We start from the raw sequence: 25,147 nt of genomic DNA, 5'->3' as shown, positions 1-25,147 counted from the left end.
TCAACGAGGAGGCGCATCGTGGCGCACGAGAGAGCTGGAACCACTGCACTGCCGGAGGATCTGGTCGATCTTTCGCAGCTCGTGACGGCGTACTACTCGCGAGTTCCCGACGTGTCGGAACCCAGTCAGCAGGTGGTGTTCGGCACCTCAGGACATCGAGGGTCCAGTCTGGATTCGGCGTTCAACGAGGCGCACATCGTCGCGACGACGCAGGCGATCGTGGAGTACCGCGCGGCACAAGGCATCACCGGGCCGTTGTTCATCGGCCGGGACACCCACGCGTTGTCCGAGCCCGCCTGGACGACGGCTCTGGAAGTGTTGGCAGCCAACGACGTCGACGTCCTGGTCGATTCGGGGGACCGATACACACCGACCCCCGCCGTCAGTCACGCCATACTTCGGTACAACGAATCAGGCCCGTCGGCGCAGGCCGACGGCATCGTGGTGACTCCGTCGCACAATCCGCCCCGGGACGGCGGCTTCAAGTACAACCCTCCGCACGGCGGTCCGGCCGACAGCGATGCCACATCGGTCATCGCCGCTCGAGCGAACGAGCTTCTGCGCGATGGCATTTCGGGCATCAAGCGGGTGACCCTCGCACAGGCGTTCGCGGGGAGCGTCTCGCGCTACGACTTCCTCGGCAACTATGTGGACGACCTGCCGAACGTGCTGGATCTCGACGCCGTTCGCGCGGCCGGGGTGCGCATCGGAGCAGATCCGTTGGGTGGTGCGAGTGTCGATTACTGGGATGCCATCGCCGAGCGGCACAATCTGGACCTGACCGTGGTGAACCCGTTGGTGGACGGCACATTCCGCTTCATGACTCTCGACACCGATGGCAAGATCAGGATGGACTGCTCGTCGCCGAACGCGATGGCGTCGCTCATCGCTGCCCGCGATCGCTTCGACATCTCGACGGGAAACGACGCCGACTCCGATCGGCACGGCATCGTCACTCCCGACGGTGGCCTGATGAATCCCAATCACTTCCTCGCCGTCGCCATCGACTACTTGTTCACGCACCGACCCGATTGGTCACCCACGGCGGCAGTGGGCAAGACGTTGGTGAGCTCGTCGATGATCGACCGGGTCGTCGGAGGTCTCGGTCGCCGACTCCTCGAGGTGCCGGTCGGGTTCAAGTGGTTCGTTCCGGGTCTGCTCGCAGGTGAGCTCGGTTTCGGCGGCGAGGAGAGCGCAGGCGCGTCGTTCCTCCGTCACAACGGCCGAGTCTGGACCACCGACAAGGACGGCATCATCCTCGCGCTGCTGGCGTCCGAGATCACCGCCGTCACCGGGTCCACGCCATCGCAGCGCTACGGCGAGTTCACCGCGAAGTTCGGTAATCCGACGTATGCCCGCGTCGACGCGCCGGCCACCCGCGAGCAGAAGGCCGTTCTCGCCAAGCTCTCACCGAGCCAGATCACCGCCACCGAGCTTGCCGGGGAACCGATCACGGCAACGCTGACCGAGGCTCCGGGTATCGGAGCTGCCCTCGGTGGACTGAAGGTGACGACGGAGAGCGCTTGGTTCGCTGCGCGCCCGTCCGGAACCGAGGACGTGTACAAGATTTATGCGGAGTCGTTCCAAGGCGAGGAGCATCTGGCCCGGGTTCAAGCCGCAGCACGTGAACTGGTGTCGTCCGCACTCGAGAGCTCGTGACCGACTCACCTCCCCCCGATCACGACAGTTCGACGCCCGAGCCGGCGTTCCAACCCGGAGGCAAGCTCCCGCCGGAGATCTGGGTTCTGGTATCCGCGGCGTTCGTCATCGCGCTCGGATTCGGCATCGTCGCGCCCGCTCTGCCACAGTTCGCCCGGGAATTCGGCGTCGGCTACACCGCGGCGTCGGCGGTCATCAGTGCATTCGCTCTCATGCGGTTGCTGTTCGCACCCGCCAGTGGCGCTCTGGTGCAGCGGCTCGGCGAGCGGCCCGTGTATTTGATCGGACTGCTGATCGTTGCGGTGTCCACCGGTGCGTGCGCTCTGGCCCAGACGTACTGGCAGCTGCTGCTCTTTCGCGGACTGGGCGGCATCGGCTCGACGATGTTCTCGGTGTCGGCATTGGGACTGCTGATCAGGATCAGTCCTCCGACCAGTCGTGGCCGTATCTCCGGCCTGTATGCGACCGCCTTCCTGTTGGGAACCATCGGCGGTCCACTCGTCGGCGGCGCGCTCGTCGGATTCGGTCTGCGGGTGCCGTTCGTCATCTACGCCGTGGCTCTCGTGATCGCCGCGGCCGTCGTGTATTTCACCCTGGGCAATTCGGACCTCGTCAAGCCTGAGAAGGGCTCGGCACCGCCGACGATGTCGTTGCTCGCCGCCCTGCGGATTCCGTCGTATCAAGCCGCGCTGGCGTCGAATTTCGCCAACGGGTGGGCAGTGTTCGGTGTCCGGGTGGCCTTGGTGCCGTTGTTCGTCGTCGAGGCGATGCAGCGATCCGAGGTGTTCGTCGGTATCGCGCTGACCGTGTTCGCAGTGGGAAATGCACTGGTGCTCACCACTGCCGGTCGCCTGTCCGATGTGCGCGGTCGCAAGCCCTTCATGGTGGGTGGGTTGGCGGTGTGCGGCCTGGGAACCGTCGTTATGGGCTACGTGCACGATCCCGTGCTGTTTCTCGTGGTGTCGTTGATCGCCGGAATCGGATCGGGACTGATGAGCCCCGCCCAGCAGGCCTCGGTTGCCGACGTGATCGGATCGAAGGCGCGCGGAGGGCCCGTGCTGGCTGCATTCCAGATGGCCTCCGATGTCGGTGCGGTCATCGGCCCGATCGTGGCCGGGATGATCGTCGAGCAGGTCTCGTTCGGTCCGGCTTTCGCGGTGACAGGAGCGCTGCTTCTCCTGGCCGGACTCTGGTGGTCGCGAGTTCCGGACACGCTCGGGCGCGAGCGCACCTGACACACGCAACCGTAGTATTCGCTGTGTGAGCCAGAAGAAGATATCGAGTACGAAACACACACCCGAGGCAACCTCCAACACGATGACGTACGTATTGGGCGGCATCGCATTCGTCGTAGTGGTGATCGTCATCGTGGTGGCGATCATGTGGCAGAGCGGAAGCGACGCTCCCCGCAACGACGGCTACGGAACGGTCAAGAATCCGGCGGTCGAATTGTCGTTGCCGGGTGACGGGGTGGTGCAGCTGTCGCGTCCTGAAGCGCAGCGGGGCATCGATGTCTTCGAGGATCCGATGTGCCCGTTCTGCGGCGACCTCGAGGTGAAACACGGCCAGGAGTTGGCTCAGAAAATCGACGACGGTGTCGTCTCGGTGAATTACCACCTGGTCAATTTCCTGGATCCACAGTCGGCGTCCGGTGACTATTCGACGCGTGCCGTCGCGGCGTCGCACTGCGTGGCAGCGACCGAGAACGCGCGGGTCTACTCGGCATTTCACGCCGGGTTGTTCGACCCGGAATTTCGCCCCGAAGAAGGCGGTGACTCCGACCGAACCGATGCCGAACTCGCCGAACTCGCCGGATCTGCAGGAGCGAGCGAGCTGGCAACGGAGTGCATCACCAGCGGTGCGCAGCGCGACGCAGCAGTAGCGGATGCGAACACCGGACGGGACGCACTGGCGGCGTCGGGTGCCCGGGGAACGCCGGGGGTCCTCGTGGACGGTCAGGTTGTCGACGCGCTCGGTGATTCGGAATGGCTTGCGTCGATCAACTGATCTCGGGCGTCGGTGCGGTCGGTCGTGGAGGATTCGGTACCGGTCGCACCAGGTGATTTGTTGCTGCTGCGGCCGATGGTGTAACTTCGTTCGAGCAACCGCATGAGCGGGAGCACGCAGTAACTCGGGGCTATGGCGCAGCTGGTAGCGCACCACACTGGCAGTGTGGGGGTCAGGGGTTCGAGTCCCCTTAGCTCCACCGAGAAGCAAGCTTCACCGAGATGGTCAATGAAAAAAAGCGTCGCCCTCGGGCGACGCTTTTTTCGTGTTTCGGTGTCGAGACCGCCGAATCGGCTTTCGGGTGTCGGACCGGAGCCCGATTCGGCTGTGGTGGCTCAGTGAGCGGCGTCGAATGCCTGCTCGACCTCGGCGGGGATTCTGCCTCGCGCCGAGATGTTGTGGCCGTTCGCCTTGGCCCATTCTCTGATGGCTTTGGTCTGATTGGCGTCGCGCTTGGCACCGGTTGCCGGGGTGCTCGACTTCTTCGTTCGCTTTCCACCGACCTTGGTGGAGTGCTCGATGTAATAGTCGAGCTTGCGGTGAAATTCCTTCGCGTTCTTGTCGCTCAGGTCGATTTCGTAGCTGACTCCGTTGACCGAATAGGTTATGTGTTCGCCACCAGATTCGATCGGTTTTTCGTCGATGTCGTCGACTAGTTGCACATAGACTTTTCTGGCCATGCTGAAGCTCTCCAATGATGCAGGGGATGATGCCGGGATGTCCAGATCGAATTGAAGCGACTATACGGCTGAACAATGTGTTTATCCATGTGGGTCGGGGAATTGTTACTCGACTCGCAGAATTCTCACAATCACCTCGACAGCTCGGGAAACCGACGAGGTGATTGTGAGAAGCATTGTCTCGGCGATCCTGTTCATCGTTATCCGTGAGAAAGACGAACTGTCCGGTTTGAATACGTAGTGCCATCCTCGAGTCGGTTCGAGTTCGATCGAATGCGATCGGCCGGCGCACTCCGCTTCGATGTTTCTGGCAACGAATCGGTCACGAAACGCACTCGTTTCACTAACGAAAAATCACCCGATACGCGTCGACGGCAATATCTGCTTCACTTGAGGCGCAAGTGTCTGTTGTGACGTGTGGTGCCCCGCAATGCGGTGACCCGCTCGGATCAGCGGTGTCCGAGGGTCGAGAAGGGGAGTTGCGCAGCGAGTTCCACCGTTGCGCCAGACGCTATGAAATCTGCACCGATGACCAGATCGGTAGTGACGGCGCTGATGTGCGTCGGGATTCTCGGTGCCGGGGTGCTCGTTTCCGCGCCTGCCATGGCAGCACCGGACGGCACGGCACCCGCCGCAGGCACGGAGTTGTCGGGGAAGACGGTGTTCCTCGATCCGGGTCATCAGGGCACCGCACACTCGGAGAATCTGCAGCGGCAGGTGAACGACGGACGTGGCGGCACCAAGGACTGCCAGACCACCGGCATGACCACCCTGGACGGCGTGCCCGAGCACACGATCAACTGGAAGGTCAGCGAGCTCGTCCGATCGAGCCTCGAAAGTCTGGGTGCGACGGTGAAGACGAGTCGAGCAGACGACACCGGCTGGGGTGGCTGCGTCGACGACAGGGCGAGGGCAGCCAGTGAGTCCGGAGCCGACGTGGCCGTGAGCATCCATGCGGACTCCACGAGTACGACGACCGACACCGACAGGCGCGGGTTCCATCTGATCGTGCCCACTCTGCCGATTCCGAGCGCCGCTGCCGACGCTGCCCAGTCAGAGGGGGGACGTTCGGCGTCGACGCTGATGCGAGACTCCTACGTGCGCGCAGGCTTCGAGCCGGCGAACTACGCGGGGGTCGAGAACGGGATACAGGAGCGATCCGATGTCGCCGGTCCTGCGCTGACCACGGTGCCCCTCGTGTTCGTGGAGATGGGCAACGGATCCAACCCCTACGACGCAGCTCTGTTGGAGAGCTCGGACGGTCAGCTCGAGCATGCGATCGCCATCTCGACGGGGATCATCGACTACCTCCTCGGGGCCGAAACCCCCTCGACCCCAACGGACGCTGCGACCACCCCTGCGGCTGCCCCCGCCGCGACTGCGACCACCGACACCACCGCGTCTCCGGCAGCACCCAGCGGCGCGGGCCCCGCGGACGAGGGGCGCAGCGCGTTGTCCAGGTTGTTCGAGAGCGTGTCCCCGTACGTGAATGCGTTGGGCGTCGACGGCCTGGAAGCACTCGCGACCCCGGACAACGTGAGCAGTGTGTCGACGTTCGCTCGAGGCCTGCTGAAGCAGATTCTCGCCGACCGGTAGTCTCGGACGCCGTGGCGCGTCGACGAATTCCGGTGGTGATAGTTGCGGGCTTTCTCGGCGCAGGCAAGACCACCCTGCTGAACCACCTGTTGCGCAATGATTCCGGTATCCGAATAGGTGTTGTGGTCAACGACTTCGGGGCGATCAACATCGACTCGATGCTCGTGGCCGGCCAGGTCGATTCGATGGTCTCGCTCGGCAACGGTTGCATCTGTTGCGCCGTCGACATCAGCGATATGGACGCGATGTTCGACGCCCTCGCACACCGTCGGTCCGCCATCGACGTGATCGTGGTGGAGGCCAGCGGCTTGGCCGAACCCCGCAATCTCATCAGAATGGTCCGGGGCAGCGAGAACGAATTCATCGTCTACGGCGGGCTCGTCGGGGTCGTCGACGCCGTGGAATTCCCGCAGACCCGCGTGCGGCATCCCGAGATCGACCAGCACCTGCAGTTGGCCGACCTGGTGGTGTTGAACAAGTCCGACGCGGTGAGCGAGTCCGAACGCTCCGCGGTGGTGTCGACGGTGCAGTCGGTCGTAGGAGACGTGCCCGTCGTACCCGTGGCCTTCGGTCGCGTCGACCCGCTGCTGCTGTTCGACCGACGCGAGGATCACTCGGTGAATTCGGCAATGGCGGTGCAGCTGTCGTTCGACGAACTACTCCGGGAGAACCACGACCACGACCACGACCGACACCTGCACGCGCAGTACTCACACACCGAATTCGTCACGGCGGAGCCCGTCGAACCGCGTCGGTTGATCGAGTTTTTGGAGAATCCTTCCGGGAACCTTTATCGCATCAAGGGATTCGTGCATTTCGGCATCGCCGGCTACCCGCAGAAGTTCGTCGTGCACACGGTGGGCCGACACATTCGATTCGAGGCTGCGTCCTGGGCCCGAGGCGAGCCCGAGCAGACCTCACTAGTGCTGATCGGTACCGAACTCGATGCGTCGGCCGTCGAGCAGCGGTTGCGTGCCTGTGTGCGAGGACCGGACGACGTCGCTGACGCCTCCGCCATGCTTCCGGTCCATCGCTACCTCGAGACCGGCTAGTTCCTTAGAGCCCGACCCACTCGGTACGTCCGCCCTCGAATCCCTGACGCTTCCAGATCGGGACCTCGGCCTTGATGCGCTCGACGAGCCTGGCACAGGCCTCGAACGCCTCGGCGCGATGAGCCGAGCCGACGGCCGCTACGAGTGCGAGGTCGCCGACGCGCAGATCGCCGACGCGATGCACTGCGGCCACCGCCAATCCGGTCTCTGCCGATACCTCCGAGCAGCAGCGGCTCAGGAACCGCTCTGCATCGGGGTGGGCGCGGTATTCCAGAGTCTCCACCGCATGTCCGCCGTCGTGATCGCGCACGATTCCACTGAACAGCACGACTGCACCGTGATGCGAATCCTGCACTGCTGCTTCTACTTCGGCAGTGCTCAGCGGTTCGTTCGAGATACGGGCGACGAGCTCACTCATCGTGGGGGCCTCCTCCGGCGATCTGGGCGAGCACATGGTCGAGGAGCGGGTCGAGAACGGAGAGTCCGTCCTTCACGCCACCCGGTGAGCCCGGCAGGTTGACTATCAGTGTGCGTCCGATCAGACCCGAGACGCCGCGGCTGAGCACCGCGTGGGGCGTCGCAGACGTCCCGCGGGTTCGGATGGCATCGGCGATACCCGGCATGTCGATGTCGAGGAGCGCTGCCGTCGCCTCGGGGGTCGCATCGGTGGGGGATACGCCGGTGCCGCCGGTGCTGACGATCAGCGACGGTTCGCCGAGCAGAGCGTCCTGCAGCCCCGCAGCGATCTCGGCATCGGCGTACACCAGTGGGCCCCGCACGGCGAAGCCTCGATCGGTCAACCAGGACGCGATGGTGGGGCCGGTGGTGTCCGGTCGAGTTCCGTTCGCGCCGCCGGTGGAGGCCACCAGTACCGCCGCGGACCGTGAGGACTCGAAGATCGGCGCAGCCGCAGCCTCGGGGGAGACCTCTGCGTCGTCCCGCTGCCAATGTCCGTGCTTGCCGCCGTCTTTGGTGAGCAACCGGACGCCGTTCATGGTGGCACCGGGATCGACGGCCTTGACCATGTCGTGCAGGGTCAGGCCGGCGACGGCGACCGCGGTCAGTGCTTCCATCTCCACCCCGGTGCGTCCGGTGGTGCGGGCGGTGGCCTCGACCGTGATGGACGACTCGGTGAATCCGAACGAGATCTTCACCGAGGAGAGGGCGAGCTGATGGCACAGCGGAATCAGTTCCGACGTGCGCTTCGCTGCCGAGATGCCGGCGATGCGGGCGGTGGCGAGAACGTCGGCCTTGGGCATGTCGTCCGCGCGCACGAGCGCGATGACCTCGGCCGTGGTGACGAATTCACCGGCGGCGACGGCCGTGCGCGAGGTTTCCTTCTTGTGCGCCACATCGACCATGCGGGCGCGGCCCTGATCGTCGAGATGAGACAGCTGGGGTGGCTGGGCGTCGGTGGTCACAGCGGCCACACCTCCACGTCGGTTCCTGCGGCGAGTTCGGTTGTCTCGGAGTCGATATCGATCAGCACATCGGCCCATGCCAGTGCGGCCACCAGGTGGGAGCCGGGGCCGGCGACGAGCTCGACCCGACCGTCGTCGCGTAATCGGCCACGAAGTAGTTGTCTGCGACCGGGCGGTGACACGATCGGTTCGTGCAGGGCCGCGGTGGTCGAGAGGACCGGCGGCAGACCGGCCGCTCGCCGAACGATGTTGCGCGCGAACATGATGTACGAGACGACCGTACTGACGGGATTGCCGGGAAAGCTGAGCACGGGGACGCCGTCGAACATCGTGGTGCCCTGCGGTCCGCCCGGCTGCATTCGAACCGATCCGAAGTTGCCGCCGAGCGGGCGGAGTATGTCCTTGACCACCTCGAAGTCGCCCATCGACACTCCGCCGGAGGTGATGATCAGCTCGGCCGATTCGGCTGCGGCGTCGAGGATCTCGCGAAAGCGGCTCGGCTCGTCGGAACTGCGCGAGACGGAGACCACCTCTGCGCCGCTGGCGCGAAGATGTGCGGCGAGGGTGATGCCGTTCGAGTCGTAGATCTGACCGGGCGTCAGCGTCGAACCGGCGTCGACCAGTTCGGCACCGGTGGTCACCACGGCCACGCGAGGGCGCGAGCGAACGTCCACTTCGCCGAAGCCGACGGCGGCGAGAACGGAGATGTGGCGGGGTTCGAGCACTCGGCCCGACTCGACCAGGATTGTCCCGACGCGTACGTCGCTTCCTTGTTCACGTACGAATTCGCCTGCTGCGCGGCTTCTTTCGATCGTCACGGAACCGGCCGTCGGTACCGAGGTGTCCTCGACGGGGACGATGGTGTCCGCTCCTTCCGGAATGGGGGCACCGGTCATGATCTTGGCGGCGCTGCCCGGCGCGAGAACTGCAGATTCCGTCGGGCCTGCGGCGATGATCGTCGAGACCGGAAGCGTCACCGGGGTCGTCGCCACGGATCGAGAATCCACGGCGTAGCCGTCCATCTGAGAGTTGCGGAACAGTGGCAGATCGACCGGAGATCGGACGTCCTCGAACGAGACGCGGCCCAACGCGGCGTCGAGAGGAATTCGCTGAGCGGTTCGCGCTGTCAGCGCCGCGAGCAGACCCTCGACCGCGGTGGCATGTTCCTCGACCGATACCGCGGTCACCGTGCGGATCCAGTGATCGCGTGCCTCTGCTCAACCGTCATGGGTGCCAATCCTAGGCACGCCGATCCGTCCGCTCGGTGTGGGCTGCGGCATAATGGGTAGACACATCTACGACAGGCGTGATTCCCGACAGAGACGAGGTACGAGGTGACGGTGGACAGTGTCACCTCGCTCGGCATTCCAACGTTCGGCACCACCACGGGTTCTGCGGCAGGCGGGGTGAACTCCGTGTCCGATCGGCCGGACGTGCCACACCTGATCGATCGATTCGGCCGGGTGGCCCGCGACCTGCGTATCTCGATCACCGAAAAATGCTCGCTGCGCTGCACGTACTGCATGCCAGAGGAGGGCCTTCCGGCTATCCCGGCGGCAGCGTTGCTGACGCCGGCCGAGATCGCTCGCGTGGTCTCGGTGTCCGTGCGGCTGCTGGGTATCAGGGATGTGCGTTTCACCGGAGGTGAACCGCTGATGCGCCGCGACCTCGACGACATTCTGCGGTTGTGCCGCGATGCCGCGGAGGGTGTGCCGCTGTCGATGACCACCAACGCCGTCGGTCTCGAACACCGGGCTCGGTCCCTGGCCGATGCCGGGTTGACCCGAGTGAACGTCTCGCTGGATTCCGTCGACCGCGAAGATTTCGCTCGCCTGACCCGACGAGACCGGTTGCCGTCCGTTCTCGCCGGAATCAGGGCAGCGCAGCGAGCCGGGATCGGACCGGTCAAGGTCAATGCCGTTCTGATGCGCGACACACTGTCCGGTGCCGTCGATCTGCTGCGCTGGTGTCTCGACGAGGGGGTGGCACTTCGATTCATCGAGCAGATGCCGCTCGACGCCGATCACGAGTGGGCCCGCGCGAACATGATCGACGCCCAGACCTTGCTCGACGAGCTGTCCACCGAATTCGATCTGCGTGAGGTGGGGCGTGCCGACCCCTCGGCCCCGGCCGAGGAGTGGAGCGTCGACGGCACCGACGCCACCGTCGGCATCATCGCGTCGGTGACACGCTCGTTCTGCGGTGATTGCGACCGCACCAGGATCACTGCAGAAGGAACGATTCGGTCCTGCCTGTTCAGCGACGACGAAACCGATCTGCGGGCCGCTCTGCGCGGCGGTGCCACCGACGAGGAACTGGCAGCGGTATGGCGCGGGGCCATGTGGAACAAGTGGGCGGGACACGGCATCGACGCCGACGGCTTCGTGCCTCCCACCCGCAGCATGGGAGCCATCGGTGGGTGACACCCAGGTGGAGGTGCGGTATTTCGCTGCAGCGGTCGACGCGTCGCACTGCGAGTCCGAGTACCTCACCGTGCCGGTCGGTGCCACCCTCGCAGATCTGAGAGGGCTGATTCTGTCCCGGCACGGCGCGCCGATGGAGCCGATTCTCAGGGTGTCGGCGTACCTGGTGGGAGAAGATCTCACCCGCGATCTGGGGCGCGTGATCGGCGGCAGGGTCGACGTGCTGCCGCCCTTCGCCGGCGGCTGAGCACACCCCGCCGCCGACCCGTGGCTGCCCGATTCAGCTGCTTCTCTTCCACCAATCGTCGAACGGCGTAACGGGCACCGTGCGCTTGTGACGAGTTGCGAGGAACATCTTCTCCAGCTTGTCGGCGACCTCGTCGGTGACGTCCTTGCCCTCCAGGTAGTCGTCGATCTGCTCGTACGTGACACCGAGCGCTTCCTCGTCGGGTAGCGCAGGTCGATCGTCTTCGAGATCTGCGGTGGGAACCTTGCGCCAAGTGCTCTCGGGTGCGCCCAGCTCGCGCAGCAGTGCCGCGCCCTGGCGCTTGCTCAAGCCGGTCAGCGGAGTCAGATCGACGCCGCCGTCACCGAATTTGGTGAAGAAGCCGGTGATCGCCTCGGCGGCATGATCGGTGCCCACGACGACGTAGCCGAGTTCGCCTGCGAGGGCGTACTGCGCCACCATGCGCTGGCGAGCCTTGATGTTGCCGCGGACGAAGTCTCGGATTCCGGCACTACCGAGTGCTTCCGCCGTCGCGGCCGCTGCGGCGTCGGCGGCGTCCTTGATGTTCACCGTCACCGTGCGGTCGGGATCGATGAACTTCAGCGCGATCGAGGCGTCGTCCTCGTCGGCCTGCACGCCGTAGGGGAGGCGAACGGCGACGAACTCGGCCTCGTGTCCGTCCGCTCGGAGCTCCGTCGCAGCCTGTTGGGCGAGCTTGCCGGTGAGCGTGCTGTCCTGTCCGCCACTGATGCCGAGCACGAACCCCGAGGCAGGCGTCGACGCCAGGTAGTCCTTGAGGAAGTCGACTCGCCTGCGGACCTCCGTGATCGGGTCGATGGTCGACTGCACGGCCAGCTCGCGCATGATCCCCGTGCGCAATTCCGAGTTGATGTGTCCCATCACGTCATCCTAATGACGAATGCCGGGGCAGATCTCGCGCCGTGCGTAGTGTCGGTGGTCGTGAGTGGAACCTCCGATACCTTCGTCAAGCGAAACCCCCAGGCACACCCCGACTTCTACGCCGCCGAGGCCACCGGGCTCGGGTGGCTCGGCGAGGCCGGGGCCCCGGTCGTCGGGGTCGTCGGGCACGGCCGGGCGTACATCGAACTCGAGCGGCTGGTTGCAACCCGTCCCAGGCCGGCCGCAGCCGAACGATTCGGGCGCGCGCTGGCCGCGACACACTCGGCCGGAGCCGCCGGGTTCGGTGCGCCACCCGAGGATGCCGACGGCGTCGCCTTCTCGGGTCAGCTGTTCATCGGATCCCGGCCCATGAGCAGTACGGTGCACCGATCCTGGGGAGCCTTCTACGCGGCCGAACGAGTGTTGCCGTTTCTCCGAATCGCGGTCGACGCCGGAACCGTGACGTCGGGGGAGGCGTCGATCGTCGAATCGGCGTGTGGACGCATCGCGGACGGCGACTTCGACGATGCAGAGCCGCCGAGTCGTATTCACGGCGATCTCTGGAACGGCAACGTGTTCTGGACCGACGCGGGAGTGGTGCTGATCGATCCGGCGGCGCACGGTGGGCACCGCGAAACCGATCTGGCGATGCTGGCGCTGTTCGGTTGCCCCCACCTCGACGTCGTCGTCGGCGGCTACGAGACGGTGCAGCCGTTGCGAGCAGGGTGGCGCGAACGCACAACACTGCATCAGCTGCATCCACTCGCCGTTCACGCAGCCGGTCACGGCCGCTCGTACGGCACCGCGCTGCACGCGGCGGCCGCCGCCGTCGTCCGTCTTTGAGCGCAGGACCTTCCGAGTGCGAGTTGCCCCGATGGCTATCGGACTCGAGTTGCCCTGCGTACCAAGTCTTCCCAACCGTCGGCAAGGCGATCCATCGGCATTCCCAGATCGCGGTACTGATGGAGGACCAGGGTGGCTTCGAGTGGTGTGAGCAGCCAGTACGCGAGCAATTCGAGATCCCCGTCCACCTCGGCGGCGCGGAGCAGCGACAGCACATGGGTGAAGTTGACCATGTGCGCCGGGGCGGAATACCGCGCGTCGTCGGCGCTCTCCGCGGCGCGGAGCACTTCCCCTTGAACGTTGACGAATTCCAGTCGCGCTCGGCCGAAGGCGACGAGACGATCGATCGGGTCGGCTCCCGGGCCCAGCGGCGGATCGCCGAACATGAACGAGTGTTGCAGTTTCTTCTCGGTGTGGTCGAGCAACGCACGCATCAGCCCGGCCCGGTTCCCGAAGCGACGGAACACGGTGCCCTTGCCCACTCCGGCCTTGGTGGCCACCGCGTCCATGGTGATGGCGTCGGCTCCGACGGCCGCCACCAGATCCGTTGCGGCATCGAGGAGAAGGCGACGGTTGCGGGCTGCGTCGCACCGTTCGGAGTCCTCGCCCGCTATGGGCAGCATGGGGCCGGTCACAGAGGAAGCCTACCTTGCCGGGAACATAAATGGACCACGGTCCGTTTGGATGGTAGGAATTGACACGACGATCACGTCATCCGAACTCGCGAAGGAATAACCTCATGTCAGACGCTCATGTACTCGTTCTCGTCGGAAGCTTGCGCGCCGAGTCGGTGAACAAGCGGATCGCCGAGACTGCTGTCACCGTGGCACCCGCCGGTGCCGAGGTAGTGGTCTACGACGGACTCGGAGATGTCCCCTTCTACAACGAGGACATCGACGTCGAGGGATCGGTGCCCGAGGGCGCACTCGCTCTGCGGGCCGCTGCCGAGAAGGCCACGGCGTTGTTGCTGGTCACGCCCGAATACAACGGCACCATTCCGGCCGTGCTGAAGAACGCCATCGACTGGCTTTCGCGCCCCTACGGTGCGGGTGCCATGGTGGGCAAGCCGGTCGTCGTCATCAGCGCTTCCCCCAGTGGCAACGGAGCCAAGTGGGCGCACGAGGACACCAGCAAGGCCGTCCGCATCGCCGGCGGAACGGTTCTCGAGGATGTTCGGCTCTCCATCGGTGGCACCGTCGACAAGTTCGGCTCGGCCCACCCGCGTGAGAACGCCGAGGTCTCCGGTGAGATCGGCCACGTCGTTGCCGAACTGGTGAAGGCCGCCGACGAACTCGTGAGTGCGTGACCCGTTCGGTTATGAGAATCGTTTTCATGTAGGGTTGCTGCATGAAGGTGAGAAACTCTTTGAAATCGCTCAAGAACAAGCCCGGCGCACAGGTGGTGCGACGCCGTGGCACGGTGTTCGTGATCAACAAGAAGGAACCGCGGTTCAAGGCGCGCCAGCGCTGACCACTGCGTGATCGCCGAAGGGCCCTCGGAGAAGTTCGAGGGCCCTTCGGCGTGTCGTGGGGAGGGTCGGCGGTTCTCGGTACACGTCATGGACCCGGCCCGGTCTCCCTGTGACGAACAACATGCGCGCGATGTGACGTGCGACACGCCGATGTCCTCCGATTCTTGCGGCTTCACAACGCCGTGACCAGCGAATACCAAGCATGTTGTTCGCAACATCTCGTGTTCTAGGCAGATGTCGGACACTAGGTGTAGTGTTTGACCAACCGAGAGACCACAACTCGAAGAGCCTGCACACATGGGTTCGAGCAGGTCGAAGTCGCCCTGAGCGGGAGATGTTCTCGGTGCCACACGCAGAGCACATCGGTCGCGTCGGTTCACCCGATGGCGACAACGGAAAGAGGGACACCATGAGCATCACCGTTTACACCAAGCCCGCCTGCGTTCAGTGCAATGCCACCTATCGCGCCCTCGACAAGGCCGGTATCGAGTACTCCGTCATCGACATCTCGCAGGACCCCGAAGCGCGCGACTACGTCATGGCTCTCGGTTACCTGCAGGCTCCGGTCGTCGTTGCCGGTGACGATCACTGGTCCGGCTTCCGTCCGGACCGCATCAAGAGCATTGCAGCGAACGCTGCTTGAACAGAACGAGGAAGTGAGTGAGCGGTGAGTTTCCAACCGCAGTCCTCCCACTCACTGGTCTATTTCTCCAGCGCGTCCGAGAACACTCATCGCTTCGTCTCGAAGCTGGACATTCCCGCGACTCGCATTCCATTACGTGATCCGGACGGCACCTTTCGTGTCGACACTCCCTACGTCCTCATCGTGCCGACGTACGGGGGAGGGGTCACGTACTCCGGGCGCGACACCAACTACGTCCCCAAGCGTGTGATCAAGTTTCTCAACGACAAGCACAATCGGTCGTTGATCCGAGCTGTCATCGCTGCCGGAAACACGAACTTCGGTGACTCGTTCTGCTTCGCAGGAGATGTCATTTCGCAGAAGTGCGCAGTTCCGTATCTCTACCGATTCGAATTGATGGGCACCCCCGAGGACGTAGTGCGGGTCCGCGAGGGGCTGGAGGACTTCTGGGAACGTGAAGTCCGACGCGCCGCCCACACGCACTAGAGCACCACACACCACATACCCAGTAGGAGCATCGCCGTGGCACCGACCATCACCGACGCAGGACCCGTACCCAGCACCGTCCGCGGCGACGGCGACATGGACTACCACGCGCTCAACGCGATGCTCAATCTGTACGGGCCCAACGGTGAGATCCAGTTCGAGAAGGATCGCGAGGCTGCCAATCAGTACTTCCTGCAGCACGTCAATCAGAACACCGTGTTCTTCCACGATCTGGACGAGAAGCTGGACTACCTCGTCGAGGAGAACTACTACGAGCCCGAGGTTCTGGACCAGTACTCTCGCGAGTTCGTGAAGTTCCTGATCAACCACGCGTACTCGAAGAAGTTCCGGTTCCCCACGTTCCTCGGGGCGTTCAAGTACTACACCTCGTACACGCTCAAGACGTTCGACGGCAAGCGTTACCTCGAGCGGTTCGAGGACCGGGTGTGCATGGTGGCGCTGACGCTGGCCGCAGGCGACGAGGCCCTGGCCACCGATCTGGTCGACGAGATCATCGCAGGCCGCTTCCAGCCCGCGACGCCCACCTTCCTCAACTCCGGCAAGAAGCAGCGCGGCGAGCCCGTCTCGTGCTTCCTGCTGCGTATCGAGGACAACATGGAGTCCATCGGTCGCTCCATCAACTCGGCCCTGCAGCTGTCCAAGCGTGGTGGCGGAGTTGCGTTGCTGCTGAGCAACATTCGCGAGGCCGGTGCGCCCATCAAGCGCATCGAGAATCAGTCCTCGGGTGTCATCCCGATCATGAAGCTGCTCGAGGATTCGTTCTCCTATGCCAACCAGCTGGGTGCGCGTCAGGGCGCGGGCGCGGTCTACCTGCATGCTCACCACCCCGACGTCTACAAGTTTCTCGACACCAAGCGTGAGAACGCGGACGAGAAGATCAGGATCAAGACGCTCTCGCTCGGAATCGTCATCCCGGACATCACGTTCGAGCTGGCCAAGAAGAACGAGGACATGTACCTGTTCTCGCCGTACGACGTCGAGCGCATCTACGGAGTTCCGTTCGCAGACATCGACGTCTCCGAGAAGTACTACGAGATGGTCGACGACAAGCGGATCCGCAAGACCAAGATCAAGTCGCGCGAGTTCTTTCAGACTCTCGCCGAGTTGCAGTTCGAGTCCGGTTACCCGTACATCATGTACGAGGACACCGTCAATCGCGCGAACCCGGTGAAGGGCAAGATCACTCACTCCAACCTGTGCTCGGAGATCCTTCAGGTCTCGACGCCGTCCACGTTCAACGACGACCTTTCGTACAGTCATGTCGGCAAGGACATCTCGTGCAACCTCGGTTCGCTGAACATCGCCAAGACGATGGACTCGCCCGATTTCGGTAAGACCATCGCCGTGGCCATTCGCGGACTCACCGCAGTGTCCGATCAGACGCACATCTTCTCCGTGCCGTCGATCGAGCAGGGCAACAACGATTCTCACGCAATCGGCCTCGGGCAGATGAATCTGCACGGCTACCTAGCACGGGAGCGCATTCACTACGGCTCGACCGAGGGCATCGACTTCACCAACATCTACTTCTACACGGTGCTGTTCCACGCTCTCCAGGCATCGAATCAGCTGGCCAAGGCTCGTGGGCAGTACTTCAAGGGGTTCCCGGACTCCAAGTACGCGTCGGGTGAATTCTTCGACAAGTACACCGATCAGGTCTGGGAGCCGGCCACACCCAAGGTCGCGAAGTTGTTCGCCGATGCGGGCGTATCCGTTCCCACTCAGGCGGATTGGACGACGTTGAAGGCGTCGGTGCAGGAGTACGGGATCTACAACCAGAATCTGCAAGCCGTCCCGCCGACCGGTTCCATCTCGTACATCAACAACTCCACCTCGTCGATTCACCCGGTGGCGTCGAAGATCGAGATTCGCAAGGAAGGCAAGATCGGCCGCGTCTACTATCCGGCACCGTATCTCGACAACGACAACCTGGATTTCTACCAGGACGCGTACGAGATCGGGTACGAGAAGATCATCGACACCTACGCTGCCGCAACGCAACACGTCGATCAGGGCCTGTCTCTGACGCTGTTCTTCAAGGACACGGCCACCACTCGTGACATCAACCGCGCGCAGATCTACGCATGGCGTAAGGGCATCAAGACGCTCTACTACATCCGCCTGCGCCAGTTGGCCCTCGAAGGCACCGAGGTGGAGGGTTGCGTGTCCTGCATGCTGTAGTCGACTCGGTCGGTCGGCCTGTGGCGAATACCGCGATATCGCGGTGCGCCGCGGAGCATAATCAGGCATGGACACCGAAGCGGGCGACGAGGTCGAATCCGATATCGATGTGACAATTGCTCGGAAGGAGCACGTCCTTCCGAGCAATTGTCGCGTGGTCGACACGCCCGACGGCGTGTACCTCGCAGCGGGTTGGGCGAGTGGGATCCAGCCTCACGTGGCCATGATGCGCTCGAAACGGTGCTGGCACAGAACACCATTCGGGTGCCGGAGCTACTCCCGATCCGCTACGCCCGCATGTCCGCGTCGCCGTGGACCTACTTCCGTGGGGCCGCGGCCGTGATGGCGGCCGATCTCGCGTCGACTCCGCACACCGGCATCGAGGTCCAGTTGTGTGGCGATGCCCACGTGTTGAACTTCGGATTGTGGGCCACCCCCGAACGGAACCTGTACTTCGATCTCCGCGACTTCGACGAAACGCTGCCGGGCCCGTTCGAGTGGGATCTCCAGAGGCTGGCGACGTCTCTGGTGGTTCTCGGTCGCGAGAACGGGGTCGATGCGCGGCGCTCCGATCGGGCGGTCGCAGCGATGACAGCAGCGTACTGCAGAAAGATGAGGGCGTACGCGAAGACCCCGGAGATCGACATCTGGTACGACCGCATCGACGTCGCGGGTTTGCTCGGTCACTTCTCGTCGGGCATCGCCCGCCACGCCGAGAAACTCATCGAAACGAAAGCCGAGCGTCGTACCAGCCGTGGAGCGTCCCGCAAGTTCACCGAGACGAGGGACGGGCGTCGACGAATTCGCGAGGACCCGCCTTTTCGCACCCACGTGGGTGATTCCCAGATCGAACTGGTGCAGGCGGTCATCGCCGGTTACAGCGAGTCGGTGGACGACCATATCTGGAGTCTGCTGTCCAGGTTCCGAGTTCTCGACGTCGTTCGGCAGGTGGTCGGCGTCGGGAGCGTAGGGATGCGGGTGTATCTGGCGCTGCTGGAAGAACGGCGGACGGGCGATCCGTTCTTCCTGCAGATCAAGCAGGCGGGGCCGTCGGTGTTCGAGCGGTTTCTCGAACCGAGCAGGTACGACAATCACGGTGCGCGCGTGGTCAGCGGACAGCGAATGCTGCAGAGTGCCACCGATATGTTCGTGGGATGGACTGCAGTGGGGGACATGAACTTCTACGTTCGGCAGTTCCGTGACATGAAGGTCATTCCCGACGGCGAGATCATCGGGCCGTACCTCACCGAATTCGCAACCGCATGCGGTGAGGTGCTCGCACGAGCGCACGCCCGAAGTGGTGACGCGGAGGCGATCGCCGACTACCTCGGACGAGGAGACAAGGTCGATCGGGCGATGGTGGCTTTCGCCCACGCCTACGCCGATCAGAACGAGCGCGATCACGCGCAGTTGGTCGAGGCCATCGAAGCCGGAACCGTCCCGTGCTCGGTGGGGTGGTGACCGACCGAAGCAGGCGTAGGGGTCGTCTCTGCGGGCAACACTCGCGGCACACTTTGTAGTGCCTACCGGACTTGTCGGACACAACGGGTAGTGTTCGTGTCAGCGACTTTTCACGTAGTTCCGTCCCAGTTCTCGCTCATCGACCTGTAGGTAGGCACCCATGGTAAAGCTCATCGATCGCGTCTCCGCGATCAACTGGAATCGGGTCCAGGACGACAAGGACTCCGAAGTGTGGGAGCGCCTCACCAGTAATTTCTGGCTGCCGGAGAAGGTGCCGGTATCCAACGACATTCCGTCGTGGGCAACGCTGACCGCCGTCGAGAAGCAGTTGACGATGCGTGTGTTCACCGGATTGACACTGCTCGACACCATTCAGGGCACCGTCGGCGCCGTCAGCCTCATTCCGGATGCCATCACTCCCCACGAGGAGGCGGTGTACACCAACATCGCGTTCATGGAGTCGGTGCACGCCAAGAGCTACAGTTCCATCTTCTCCACCCTCAGCTCCACCCGCGACATCGACGACGCATTCCGCTGGTCCGAGGAGAACGTCAACCTCCAGCGCAAGGCCGAGATCGTCCTGAACTTCTACCACGGTGACGATCCGCTCAAGCGCAAGGTCGCGTCGACGCTGCTCGAATCGTTCCTGTTCTACTCCGGCTTCTACCTGCCGATGTACTGGTCCTCACGGGCCAAGCTCACCAACACCGCTGACCTGATCCGTCTGATCATCCGCGACGAGGCCGTGCACGGGTACTACATCGGATACAAGTACCAGAAGGGTCTCGAGAAGGTCAGCGAGGCGCAGCGCGAGGAACTCAAGAACTACACCTTCGAGTTGCTGTTCGAGTTGTACGACAACGAGGTCGAGTACACCCAGGACCTCTACGACGAGATCGGCCTGACCGAGGACGTCAAGAAGTTCCTGCGCTACAACGCCAACAAAGCACTGAACAATCTCGGCTACGAGGGCCTGTTCCCCAAGGACGAGACGGACGTCAACCCGGCGATCCTGTCGGCGCTCTCACCCAACGCCGACGAGAACCATGACTTCTTCTCCGGTTCGGGTTCCTCGTACGTCATCGGCAAGGCCGTCAACACCGAAGACGAGGACTGGGACTTCTGAGCCCGTTCGCCACGCCGGGACGCTCACGAATTCGGTGGGCGTCCCGGCGGGCGAATGTCCTCGGCGTCCTTGGGCATTCGGCCCTTCTCGCTCAGAGCGCGGCGCAATAGGAACTCGATCTGAGCATTGGTGCTCCGCAACTCGTCGGAGGCCCAACGGGCGAGAGCGTCGTGCACCGCTGGGTCCAACCGCAGCAGAATCTTCTTACGCTCGACGGCCATGGCTCACTGGTACAGCGATCCGGTGTTGACGACCGGTTGCGTGTCTCGGTCGCTGCACAGCACCACGAGCAGATTCGACACCATCGTGGCCTTGCGCTCCTCGTCGAGCTCGACGACGTGCTTTTCCTCCAGCTTCCCGAGCGCCATCTCCACCATTCCGACGGCACCTTCGACGATCTGCTGACGGGCGGCGATGACCGCGCCTGCCTGCTGCCGTCGCAACATTGCCTGAGCGATCTCCGGGGAGTAGGCCAACCGGTTGATTCGGGTTTCGATCACCTCGACACCGGCCGAACGTACCCGTGCGTGCACCTCCTCCGACATGGCGGCGGTGATCTCGTCGGCGTTCTCCCGCAACGACATTCGCCCTTCGGCGTCGTACGGGTAGCTGCCGGCGATGTGCCGGACGGCGGACTCGGTCTGGACGGCGACGAACTCCTCGTAGTCATCGACCTGGAACGACGCCAGTGCGGTATCGGCGACCTGCCAGACGACGATGGCGGAGATCTCGATCGGGTTGCCGTCGGCGTCGTTGACCTTGGATTGTCCGGTCTCGTGGTTGCGGATTCGCGTCGAGATGGCCCTGCGATACGTCAACGGATTGGTCCAGCGCAGCCCCGGCGTCCGCAGGGTGCCGCTGTACGAACTCCCGAGGAGCTGAAGAACGCGAGCCTGATTCGGTTGCACCAGCGTCAGGCCCATGAGTGCCGGAAGTGAGAGGACGAACAGTACGACCCCGGTCACGATCAGTCCGACGACGGAGAAGACCAGTCCGACAGTGAACGCGGCGATTCCGCCGAGAAACAGCGCGAGGCCGATGCCGAGCATCGACCAGCCGGGTAGATCCCATCCCGGGCGCTCGGCGATCGTGGTGGTAGGAGTACCCGTCGGCTTCTCGGCGACGGTTGCAGGTGCGGACATGAGAACCTCCCTCTCGATGGTCATATTAAAGTGATATCACATTACGAATCGAAAGGGGAAAGGTTCGGTTGAACTGTGTCCTCGGTGCGGTCGGGAGTCAGCGCCGGAACCACGCCGACGGCTCGTCGGCAGTGGCCTTCTCGATTCGCAATCGCGAAGTGGCCGTGAGGTTTTCGGGGAGCTCGTCGAGTGCGAACCAGGCAACGTCGAGATTCTCGTCGTCGGCCACATGCGGGATGCCGCCGGTGTATCGAGCGAGGAACGTGATGTCCAGATACTGCGCGACGTCGCCGTTGGGGTAGGTGATCGGCTCCGTCACGTCGACGCTCGTCAAGCGCTCGATCGAGGCGTCCACCCCGGTTTCCTCGCCGATTTCACGCAGCGCTGCCGGGGCGGGTTCCTCGCCCGGTTCGAGAATTCCCGAGACCACGGCCCAGGTGTTGTTGTCCGCTCGCAGGGTCAGCAGCACGCGCCGGTCGTCGTCGAGAACGACTGCGCTGACACCGGACAACCACAACGGCGACGTTCCGACGACACTGCGCAGGGCACGGACGAATTCGGGAATCGGCATCGCGTCAGGAGACGTAGGCGTTCAGGGAGGCGGACAGGTCGTCCAGAACGGCCCGTGCCGCGACGACGCCGCTGCCCGACCACACCGTGTCGTTGACGGCGAAGACCCGACCGTCGGTGACCGAACCGAGAGCGTGCCACGCATCGGAGTCCATCACCTCGCGCCCGAAGCTCTCGCCGTCGGGGCCCGCGAATCGCACGTAGACGATGTCTCCCTCGACCGGCGTGAGGTTGTCCGACTCGACCGAGAACGTGACGTCGCGCTGGCTCTGGGGCCGGCCGACTCCGACCTCCTCGAGTATCTGGCCCGCGAACGAGTTCGGTCCGTCCACCTCGATGGAATCCGCAGCGAATCGGACGACGGACGCCTGAGTCTGGGTGGCGTCGATCTCACGACCGACTCGTTCGGCGTCGGCGGAGAACGATGCGAGTGCCTCGAATGCCGCCTGGCCGCGACCGAGCGCCGCCGCGGACTGCAGAAAGGTGTCTTTCCAACCTTGCCCCGTTGCGGTGAAGACGGTCGGGGCGATGGCTGTCAGCTCGTCGTAGGTAGTCGATCCGAGCGACTCGGCACCGAGGATCAGATCGGGGTCGAGGGCGGCGATGGCATCGATGTCGGGTGAACCCACCGGCCCGACGGACGGAACGGACGCCAGTCCGGTGCCCAGGTACAGCGGTTGGTCTCCGTCGCCCCGGAAATCGGGGTCGATCGTGGCCGCCCCGACGACGCGCTCCCAGATGCCGACCGCGCAGCTCGCGTCCAGGCCTGCGGCATCGAGCACGACGATGCGCTGGGGGTCGGCCGGAAGGACGCTGATGCCCTCGGCATGTCCGACGGGTCTGGTGTCACCCTCGATACCGGTCGGATCGAGTGGTGCCAGGGCGGGGCACAGACCCGCGGTGTCCCGGTTGTTGCCGACCACTCCGGCACCGGCGATGTTCGTGGTGGTGCGAACGATGGTGGATGCGTCGTCCTGCGCCTCGGAGTCGGAACAACCGACCAGCGCCACGGCAGCGGCGAGGCACACGGAGGCGACGGCACCGATCCTGCGCGGCGCACACGAACGGGGGACTCGTGGATGGAGTGGCAACGCGGGACTTCCTTCGACGGGTCGGGTGGTCTCACACAGTATCGGAAGGCGGCCGTCGCAGAACACCCGAACGGGCACCGCGGAGCGTGCGGAATCGGCAACTCCCGCGGCGTCCCCGACTGCGCCGGAAAGGCCGACAGCGCAGGCAGATCGCACGATCCGGGCACGGCCGATCGGGCCCAATACGACACACGGTAGGACCGGTTCGGCAAGCGTCGGTCCGAAGGTCTACGATTCGAGGAGCGCACGACTAGATGACGTCGCCTCGTGGTTCGAGGTCCGACGCGCAATCAGGAGGATCTGTGACTGCCCTAGCGCCTAGGCCCGCACCTGCGGTGGATGCTGCTCGGCCGTTCCCGCCGCGGACGGGACCGAAGGGGTCGTTCCTGCACAAAGCGGTGACGACAACCGATCCCAAGGTGTTGGGAATCATGTACATCGCGACATCGTTCGCGTTCTTCCTGGTCGGTGGACTCATGGCGCTGCTGATGCGCGCCGAGTTGGCCATACCGGGAATGCAGTTCCTGTCCAACGAGCAGTACAACCAGCTGTTCACCATGCACGGCACCATCATGCTGCTGCTGTACGCGACGCCGATCGTGTTCGGATTCGCCAACTACATCCTGCCGCTGCAGATCGGTGCCCCCGATGTCGCGTTCCCACGGTTGAACGCGTTCTCGTACTGGCTCTACCTGTTCGGTGCCCTGATCACCACGGCCGGGTTCATCACTCCCGGTGGCGCAGCGGACTTCGGTTGGACCGCGTACACCCCACTGACGTCGGCTCTGAACTCGCCGGGTGTCGGCGCGGACCTGTGGATCATGGGTCTGGCCGTTGCCGGTCTCGGCACCATCCTCGGTGGCGTCAACATGATCACCACGGTGATCTGCCTGCGCGCCCCCGGTATGACGATGTTCCGTATGCCGATCTTCACCTGGAACATCCTGGTGACGTCGATCCTGATCCTGCTGGCCTTCCCGCTGCTGACGGCGGCGCTGCTCGGCCTGGCGGCCGACCGTCACCTGGGCGCGCACCTGTTCGATCCGGCCACCGGTGGCGTGTTGCTGTGGCAGCACCTGTTCTGGTTCTTCGGCCACCCCGAGGTGTACATCATCGCGCTGCCGTTCTTCGGAATCGTCTCCGAGGTGTTCCCCGTCTTCTCGCGTAAGCCGATCTTCGGCTACTCGGGTCTGATCTACGCGACGATCGCGATCGCCGCCCTCTCCATCGCCGTGTGGGCGCACCACATGTACGCCACCGGCGCTGTGCTGCTGCCGTTCTTCTCCTTCATGACGTTCCTCATCGCGGTGCCCACCGGTGTGAAGATCTTCAACTGGGTCGGCACGATGTGGCGAGGCCAGGTGACACTGGAAACGCCGATGCTGTTCTCGATCGGGTTCCTGATCACCTTCGTCTTCGGTGGTCTGACCGGTGTTCTGCTGGCATCGCCGCCCATCGACTTCCAGGTCACCGACACGTACTTCGTGGTCGCCCACTTCCACTACGTGGTGTTCGGCACCGTGGTGTTCGCGACGTACGCCGGCATCTACTTCTGGTTCCCGAAGATGACGGGCCGGATGATGGACGAGGCTCTGGGCAAGTGGCATTTCTGGCTGACGTTCTTCGGATTCCACGCCACGTTCCTGGTGCAGCACTGGCTCGGAAACGAGGGCATGCCGCGTCGGTACGCCGATTACCTTCCCTCGGACGGGTTCACCGAGTTGAACGTCATCTCCACGGTCGGTGCTTTCATCCTCGGTGCCTCGACACTGCCGTTCGTGTGGAACGTGTTCAAGTCCTACCGATACGGCGAGGTCGTCACAGTCGACGATCCGTGGGGCTACGGCAACTCGTTGGAATGGGCCACCTCGTGCCCGCCGCCGCGACACAACTTCACCGAACTGCCTCGGATCCGTTCCGAGCGTCCGGCGTTCGAGTTGCACTACCCGCACATGGTCGAGCGGATGCGCGCGGAAGCGCACGTCGGGCCGGGAGCGCACGGCGGTAAGACCACCGCAGTGCTCGAACAGGCCCGCCGGGCCCCGATCGCCACCAGCGATCACGAAGGGTCAGGAGACCCGGACCCCAAGTAGTCCACAGCGCAGCGAGAGCCCCTCCCGGCTACCGGGTGGGGCTCTTCGCTTGCGA

26 protein-coding genes and 1 tRNA gene are annotated in these 25,147 nt (G+C 64.0%); 17 read left to right on the top strand and 10 right to left on the bottom strand.

Annotated features, from left to right (window positions below; translation table 11 throughout):
- Window positions 1-18: 18 nt before the first annotated feature.
- The 4 genes from pgm (at window position 19) to QM590_RS01445 (ending at window position 3,865) form a co-directional block, all read left to right on the top strand.
- Entirely contained in the window at window positions 19-1,659 is a 1,641-nt protein-coding gene (pgm, locus tag QM590_RS01460) for a phosphoglucomutase (alpha-D-glucose-1,6-bisphosphate-dependent) (RefSeq protein ID WP_269593563.1), read from the top strand.
- A gap of 77 nt (window positions 1,660-1,736) precedes the next feature.
- Window positions 1,737-2,894 (top strand): MFS transporter, encoded by a 1,158-nt coding sequence (locus QM590_RS01455; RefSeq protein WP_094642463.1) that lies wholly within the window; start codon window positions 1,737-1,739, stop codon window positions 2,892-2,894.
- Window positions 2,895-2,919: 25 nt separating this feature from the next.
- Entirely contained in the window at window positions 2,920-3,666 is a 747-nt protein-coding gene (locus QM590_RS01450) for a DsbA family protein (protein WP_269593564.1), read from the top strand.
- A 126-nt stretch (window positions 3,667-3,792) separates the two neighbouring features.
- Window positions 3,793-3,865 (top strand) — tRNA-Ala (locus QM590_RS01445).
- Between the two features lie 136 nt (window positions 3,866-4,001).
- On the opposite strand, the gene QM590_RS01440 is transcribed toward QM590_RS01445, so the two are convergent.
- A complete protein-coding gene (locus QM590_RS01440) occupies window positions 4,002-4,346 on the bottom strand; it encodes a histone-like nucleoid-structuring protein Lsr2 (RefSeq protein WP_037190211.1) in 345 nt (114 codons plus the stop codon).
- A 528-nt stretch (window positions 4,347-4,874) separates the two neighbouring features.
- Here QM590_RS01440 and QM590_RS01435 point away from each other — a divergent pair.
- Window positions 4,875-5,942 carry an N-acetylmuramoyl-L-alanine amidase gene (locus QM590_RS01435; RefSeq protein ID WP_269593565.1) on the top strand — a complete coding sequence of 356 codons (1,068 nt, stop codon included), beginning with the start codon at window positions 4,875-4,877 and terminating at the stop codon, window positions 5,940-5,942.
- Between the two features lie 11 nt (window positions 5,943-5,953).
- Window positions 5,954-6,994, top strand: a complete 1,041-nt coding sequence (locus QM590_RS01430; RefSeq protein ID WP_269593566.1) for a CobW family GTP-binding protein — start codon at window positions 5,954-5,956, stop codon at window positions 6,992-6,994.
- 4 nt (window positions 6,995-6,998) lie between these two features.
- On the opposite strand, the gene QM590_RS01425 is transcribed toward QM590_RS01430, so the two are convergent.
- From QM590_RS01425 to QM590_RS01415, 3 genes are read right to left on the bottom strand one after another with little or no spacing between them, the layout of a single operon-like run.
- Window positions 6,999-7,412: a molybdenum cofactor biosynthesis protein MoaE gene (locus tag QM590_RS01425; RefSeq protein ID WP_269593567.1), complete on the bottom strand. Its 414-nt coding sequence runs from the start codon at window positions 7,410-7,412 to the stop codon at window positions 6,999-7,001.
- Entirely contained in the window at window positions 7,405-8,415 is a 1,011-nt protein-coding gene (moaCB, locus tag QM590_RS01420; RefSeq protein ID WP_149405508.1) for a bifunctional molybdenum cofactor biosynthesis protein MoaC/MoaB, read from the bottom strand. Before moaCB ends, QM590_RS01425 begins: the two co-directional genes overlap by 8 nt.
- Complete coding sequence (locus QM590_RS01415) at window positions 8,412-9,602, bottom strand: molybdopterin molybdotransferase MoeA (RefSeq protein ID WP_269593568.1); 1,191 nt, start codon at window positions 9,600-9,602, stop codon at window positions 8,412-8,414. Before QM590_RS01415 ends, moaCB begins: the two co-directional genes overlap by 4 nt.
- A 147-nt stretch (window positions 9,603-9,749) precedes the next feature.
- Between QM590_RS01415 and moaA the strand changes: the two genes are divergently transcribed.
- Window positions 9,750-10,838 (top strand): GTP 3',8-cyclase MoaA, encoded by a 1,089-nt coding sequence (gene moaA / locus QM590_RS01410; protein WP_373455156.1) that lies wholly within the window; start codon window positions 9,750-9,752, stop codon window positions 10,836-10,838.
- Complete coding sequence (locus QM590_RS01405) at window positions 10,831-11,085, top strand: ubiquitin family protein (RefSeq protein WP_269593569.1); 255 nt, start codon at window positions 10,831-10,833, stop codon at window positions 11,083-11,085. The genes moaA and QM590_RS01405 overlap by 8 nt, the downstream gene beginning before the upstream one ends.
- A gap of 33 nt (window positions 11,086-11,118) precedes the next feature.
- On the opposite strand, the gene nadE is transcribed toward QM590_RS01405, so the two are convergent.
- The gene (gene nadE / locus QM590_RS01400) at window positions 11,119-11,964 is read right to left on the bottom strand and encodes an NAD(+) synthase (protein WP_149405511.1); all 846 of its coding nucleotides are present in this window, start codon (window positions 11,962-11,964) and stop codon (window positions 11,119-11,121) included.
- 12 nt (window positions 11,965-11,976) lie between these two features.
- Between nadE and QM590_RS01395 the strand changes: the two genes are divergently transcribed.
- Window positions 11,977-12,807 carry a fructosamine kinase family protein gene (locus QM590_RS01395; RefSeq protein WP_411741264.1) on the top strand — a complete coding sequence of 277 codons (831 nt, stop codon included), beginning with the start codon at window positions 11,977-11,979 and terminating at the stop codon, window positions 12,805-12,807.
- A 35-nt stretch (window positions 12,808-12,842) separates the two neighbouring features.
- On the opposite strand, the gene QM590_RS01390 is transcribed toward QM590_RS01395, so the two are convergent.
- Window positions 12,843-13,442: a TetR/AcrR family transcriptional regulator gene (locus QM590_RS01390; RefSeq protein WP_094642277.1), complete on the bottom strand. Its 600-nt coding sequence runs from the start codon at window positions 13,440-13,442 to the stop codon at window positions 12,843-12,845.
- A gap of 104 nt (window positions 13,443-13,546) precedes the next feature.
- On the opposite strand from QM590_RS01390, the gene QM590_RS01385 reads away from it, so the two are divergent.
- The 7 genes from QM590_RS01385 to nrdF all read left to right on the top strand — a co-directional run bounded on the left by QM590_RS01385 (window position 13,547) and on the right by nrdF (window position 20,196).
- Entirely contained in the window at window positions 13,547-14,113 is a 567-nt protein-coding gene (locus QM590_RS01385) for an NAD(P)H-dependent oxidoreductase (RefSeq protein WP_149405514.1), read from the top strand.
- A 41-nt stretch (window positions 14,114-14,154) separates the two neighbouring features.
- Window positions 14,155-14,277, top strand: coding sequence for a type B 50S ribosomal protein L36 (gene ykgO / locus QM590_RS01380; RefSeq protein ID WP_037189801.1), 123 nt, complete (start codon window positions 14,155-14,157; stop codon window positions 14,275-14,277).
- A 410-nt stretch (window positions 14,278-14,687) separates the two neighbouring features.
- Entirely contained in the window at window positions 14,688-14,921 is a 234-nt protein-coding gene (locus QM590_RS01375) for a redoxin NrdH (RefSeq protein ID WP_269593570.1), read from the top strand.
- 24 nt (window positions 14,922-14,945) lie between these two features.
- Window positions 14,946-15,407, top strand: a complete 462-nt coding sequence (gene nrdI, locus QM590_RS01370) for a class Ib ribonucleoside-diphosphate reductase assembly flavoprotein NrdI (RefSeq protein ID WP_269593571.1) — start codon at window positions 14,946-14,948, stop codon at window positions 15,405-15,407.
- A 36-nt stretch (window positions 15,408-15,443) separates the two neighbouring features.
- Window positions 15,444-17,609 (top strand): class 1b ribonucleoside-diphosphate reductase subunit alpha, encoded by a 2,166-nt coding sequence (gene nrdE, locus QM590_RS01365; RefSeq protein ID WP_068045844.1) that lies wholly within the window; start codon window positions 15,444-15,446, stop codon window positions 17,607-17,609.
- A gap of 240 nt (window positions 17,610-17,849) precedes the next feature.
- Window positions 17,850-19,070, top strand: a complete 1,221-nt coding sequence (locus QM590_RS01360) for a DUF2252 domain-containing protein (RefSeq protein WP_269593572.1) — start codon at window positions 17,850-17,852, stop codon at window positions 19,068-19,070.
- Between the two features lie 160 nt (window positions 19,071-19,230).
- Entirely contained in the window at window positions 19,231-20,196 is a 966-nt protein-coding gene (gene nrdF, locus QM590_RS01355) for a class 1b ribonucleoside-diphosphate reductase subunit beta (protein WP_008717549.1), read from the top strand.
- Between the two features lie 23 nt (window positions 20,197-20,219).
- Here nrdF and QM590_RS01350 read toward each other — a convergent pair whose 3' ends face one another.
- The 4 genes from QM590_RS01350 to QM590_RS01335 form a co-directional block, all read right to left on the bottom strand.
- Window positions 20,220-20,417 (bottom strand): type II toxin-antitoxin system antitoxin, encoded by a 198-nt coding sequence (locus QM590_RS01350; protein ID WP_037189794.1) that lies wholly within the window; start codon window positions 20,415-20,417, stop codon window positions 20,220-20,222.
- Between the two features lie 3 nt (window positions 20,418-20,420).
- Window positions 20,421-21,338 carry an SPFH domain-containing protein gene (locus QM590_RS01345; RefSeq protein ID WP_269593573.1) on the bottom strand — a complete coding sequence of 306 codons (918 nt, stop codon included), beginning with the start codon at window positions 21,336-21,338 and terminating at the stop codon, window positions 20,421-20,423.
- 97 nt (window positions 21,339-21,435) lie between these two features.
- Window positions 21,436-21,909 carry an NUDIX hydrolase gene (locus QM590_RS01340; protein ID WP_269593574.1) on the bottom strand — a complete coding sequence of 158 codons (474 nt, stop codon included), beginning with the start codon at window positions 21,907-21,909 and terminating at the stop codon, window positions 21,436-21,438.
- Window positions 21,910-21,913: 4 nt separating this feature from the next.
- Window positions 21,914-22,999, bottom strand: a complete 1,086-nt coding sequence (locus QM590_RS01335) for an ABC transporter substrate-binding protein (protein ID WP_269593575.1) — start codon at window positions 22,997-22,999, stop codon at window positions 21,914-21,916.
- Window positions 23,000-23,301: 302 nt separating this feature from the next.
- On the opposite strand from QM590_RS01335, the gene ctaD reads away from it, so the two are divergent.
- Complete coding sequence (ctaD, locus tag QM590_RS01330) at window positions 23,302-25,092, top strand: aa3-type cytochrome oxidase subunit I (protein ID WP_269593576.1); 1,791 nt, start codon at window positions 23,302-23,304, stop codon at window positions 25,090-25,092.
- Window positions 25,093-25,147 lie beyond the last annotated feature (55 nt).

Source organism: Rhodococcus sp. IEGM 1372 (assembly GCF_030056835.1).
GTDB lineage: Bacteria > Actinomycetota > Actinomycetes > Mycobacteriales > Mycobacteriaceae > Rhodococcoides.
The sequence above is the reverse complement of the archived record's forward strand: the minus strand, read 5'-3'. Positions and strand labels throughout refer to the sequence as shown.

Bases quoted from the DNA above. Each gene is read 5' to 3' on its own strand.
- QM590_RS01425 (WP_269593567.1), bottom strand. From the start codon at position 7,412: ATGAGTGAGCTCGTCGCCCGTATCTCGAACGAACCGCTGAGCACTGCC.
- QM590_RS01350 (WP_037189794.1), bottom strand. From the start codon at position 20,417: ATGGCCGTCGAGCGTAAGAAGATTCTGCTGCGGTTGGACCCAGCGGTG.
- QM590_RS01395 (WP_411741264.1), top strand. From the start codon at position 11,977: ATGACGAATGCCGGGGCAGATCTCGCGCCGTGCGTAGTGTCGGTGGTC.
- nrdF (WP_008717549.1), top strand. From the start codon at position 19,231: ATGGTAAAGCTCATCGATCGCGTCTCCGCGATCAACTGGAATCGGGTC.
- QM590_RS01340 (WP_269593574.1), bottom strand. From the start codon at position 21,909: ATGCCGATTCCCGAATTCGTCCGTGCCCTGCGCAGTGTCGTCGGAACG.
- ykgO (WP_037189801.1), top strand. From the start codon at position 14,155: ATGAAGGTGAGAAACTCTTTGAAATCGCTCAAGAACAAGCCCGGCGCA.
- nadE (WP_149405511.1), bottom strand. From the start codon at position 11,964: ATGGGACACATCAACTCGGAATTGCGCACGGGGATCATGCGCGAGCTG.
- QM590_RS01435 (WP_269593565.1), top strand. From the start codon at position 4,875: ATGACCAGATCGGTAGTGACGGCGCTGATGTGCGTCGGGATTCTCGGT.
- QM590_RS01375 (WP_269593570.1), top strand. From the start codon at position 14,688: ATGAGCATCACCGTTTACACCAAGCCCGCCTGCGTTCAGTGCAATGCC.
- QM590_RS01440 (WP_037190211.1), bottom strand. From the start codon at position 4,346: ATGGCCAGAAAAGTCTATGTGCAACTAGTCGACGACATCGACGAAAAA.
- QM590_RS01345 (WP_269593573.1), bottom strand. From the start codon at position 21,338: ATGTCCGCACCTGCAACCGTCGCCGAGAAGCCGACGGGTACTCCTACC.
- QM590_RS01385 (WP_149405514.1), top strand. From the start codon at position 13,547: ATGTCAGACGCTCATGTACTCGTTCTCGTCGGAAGCTTGCGCGCCGAG.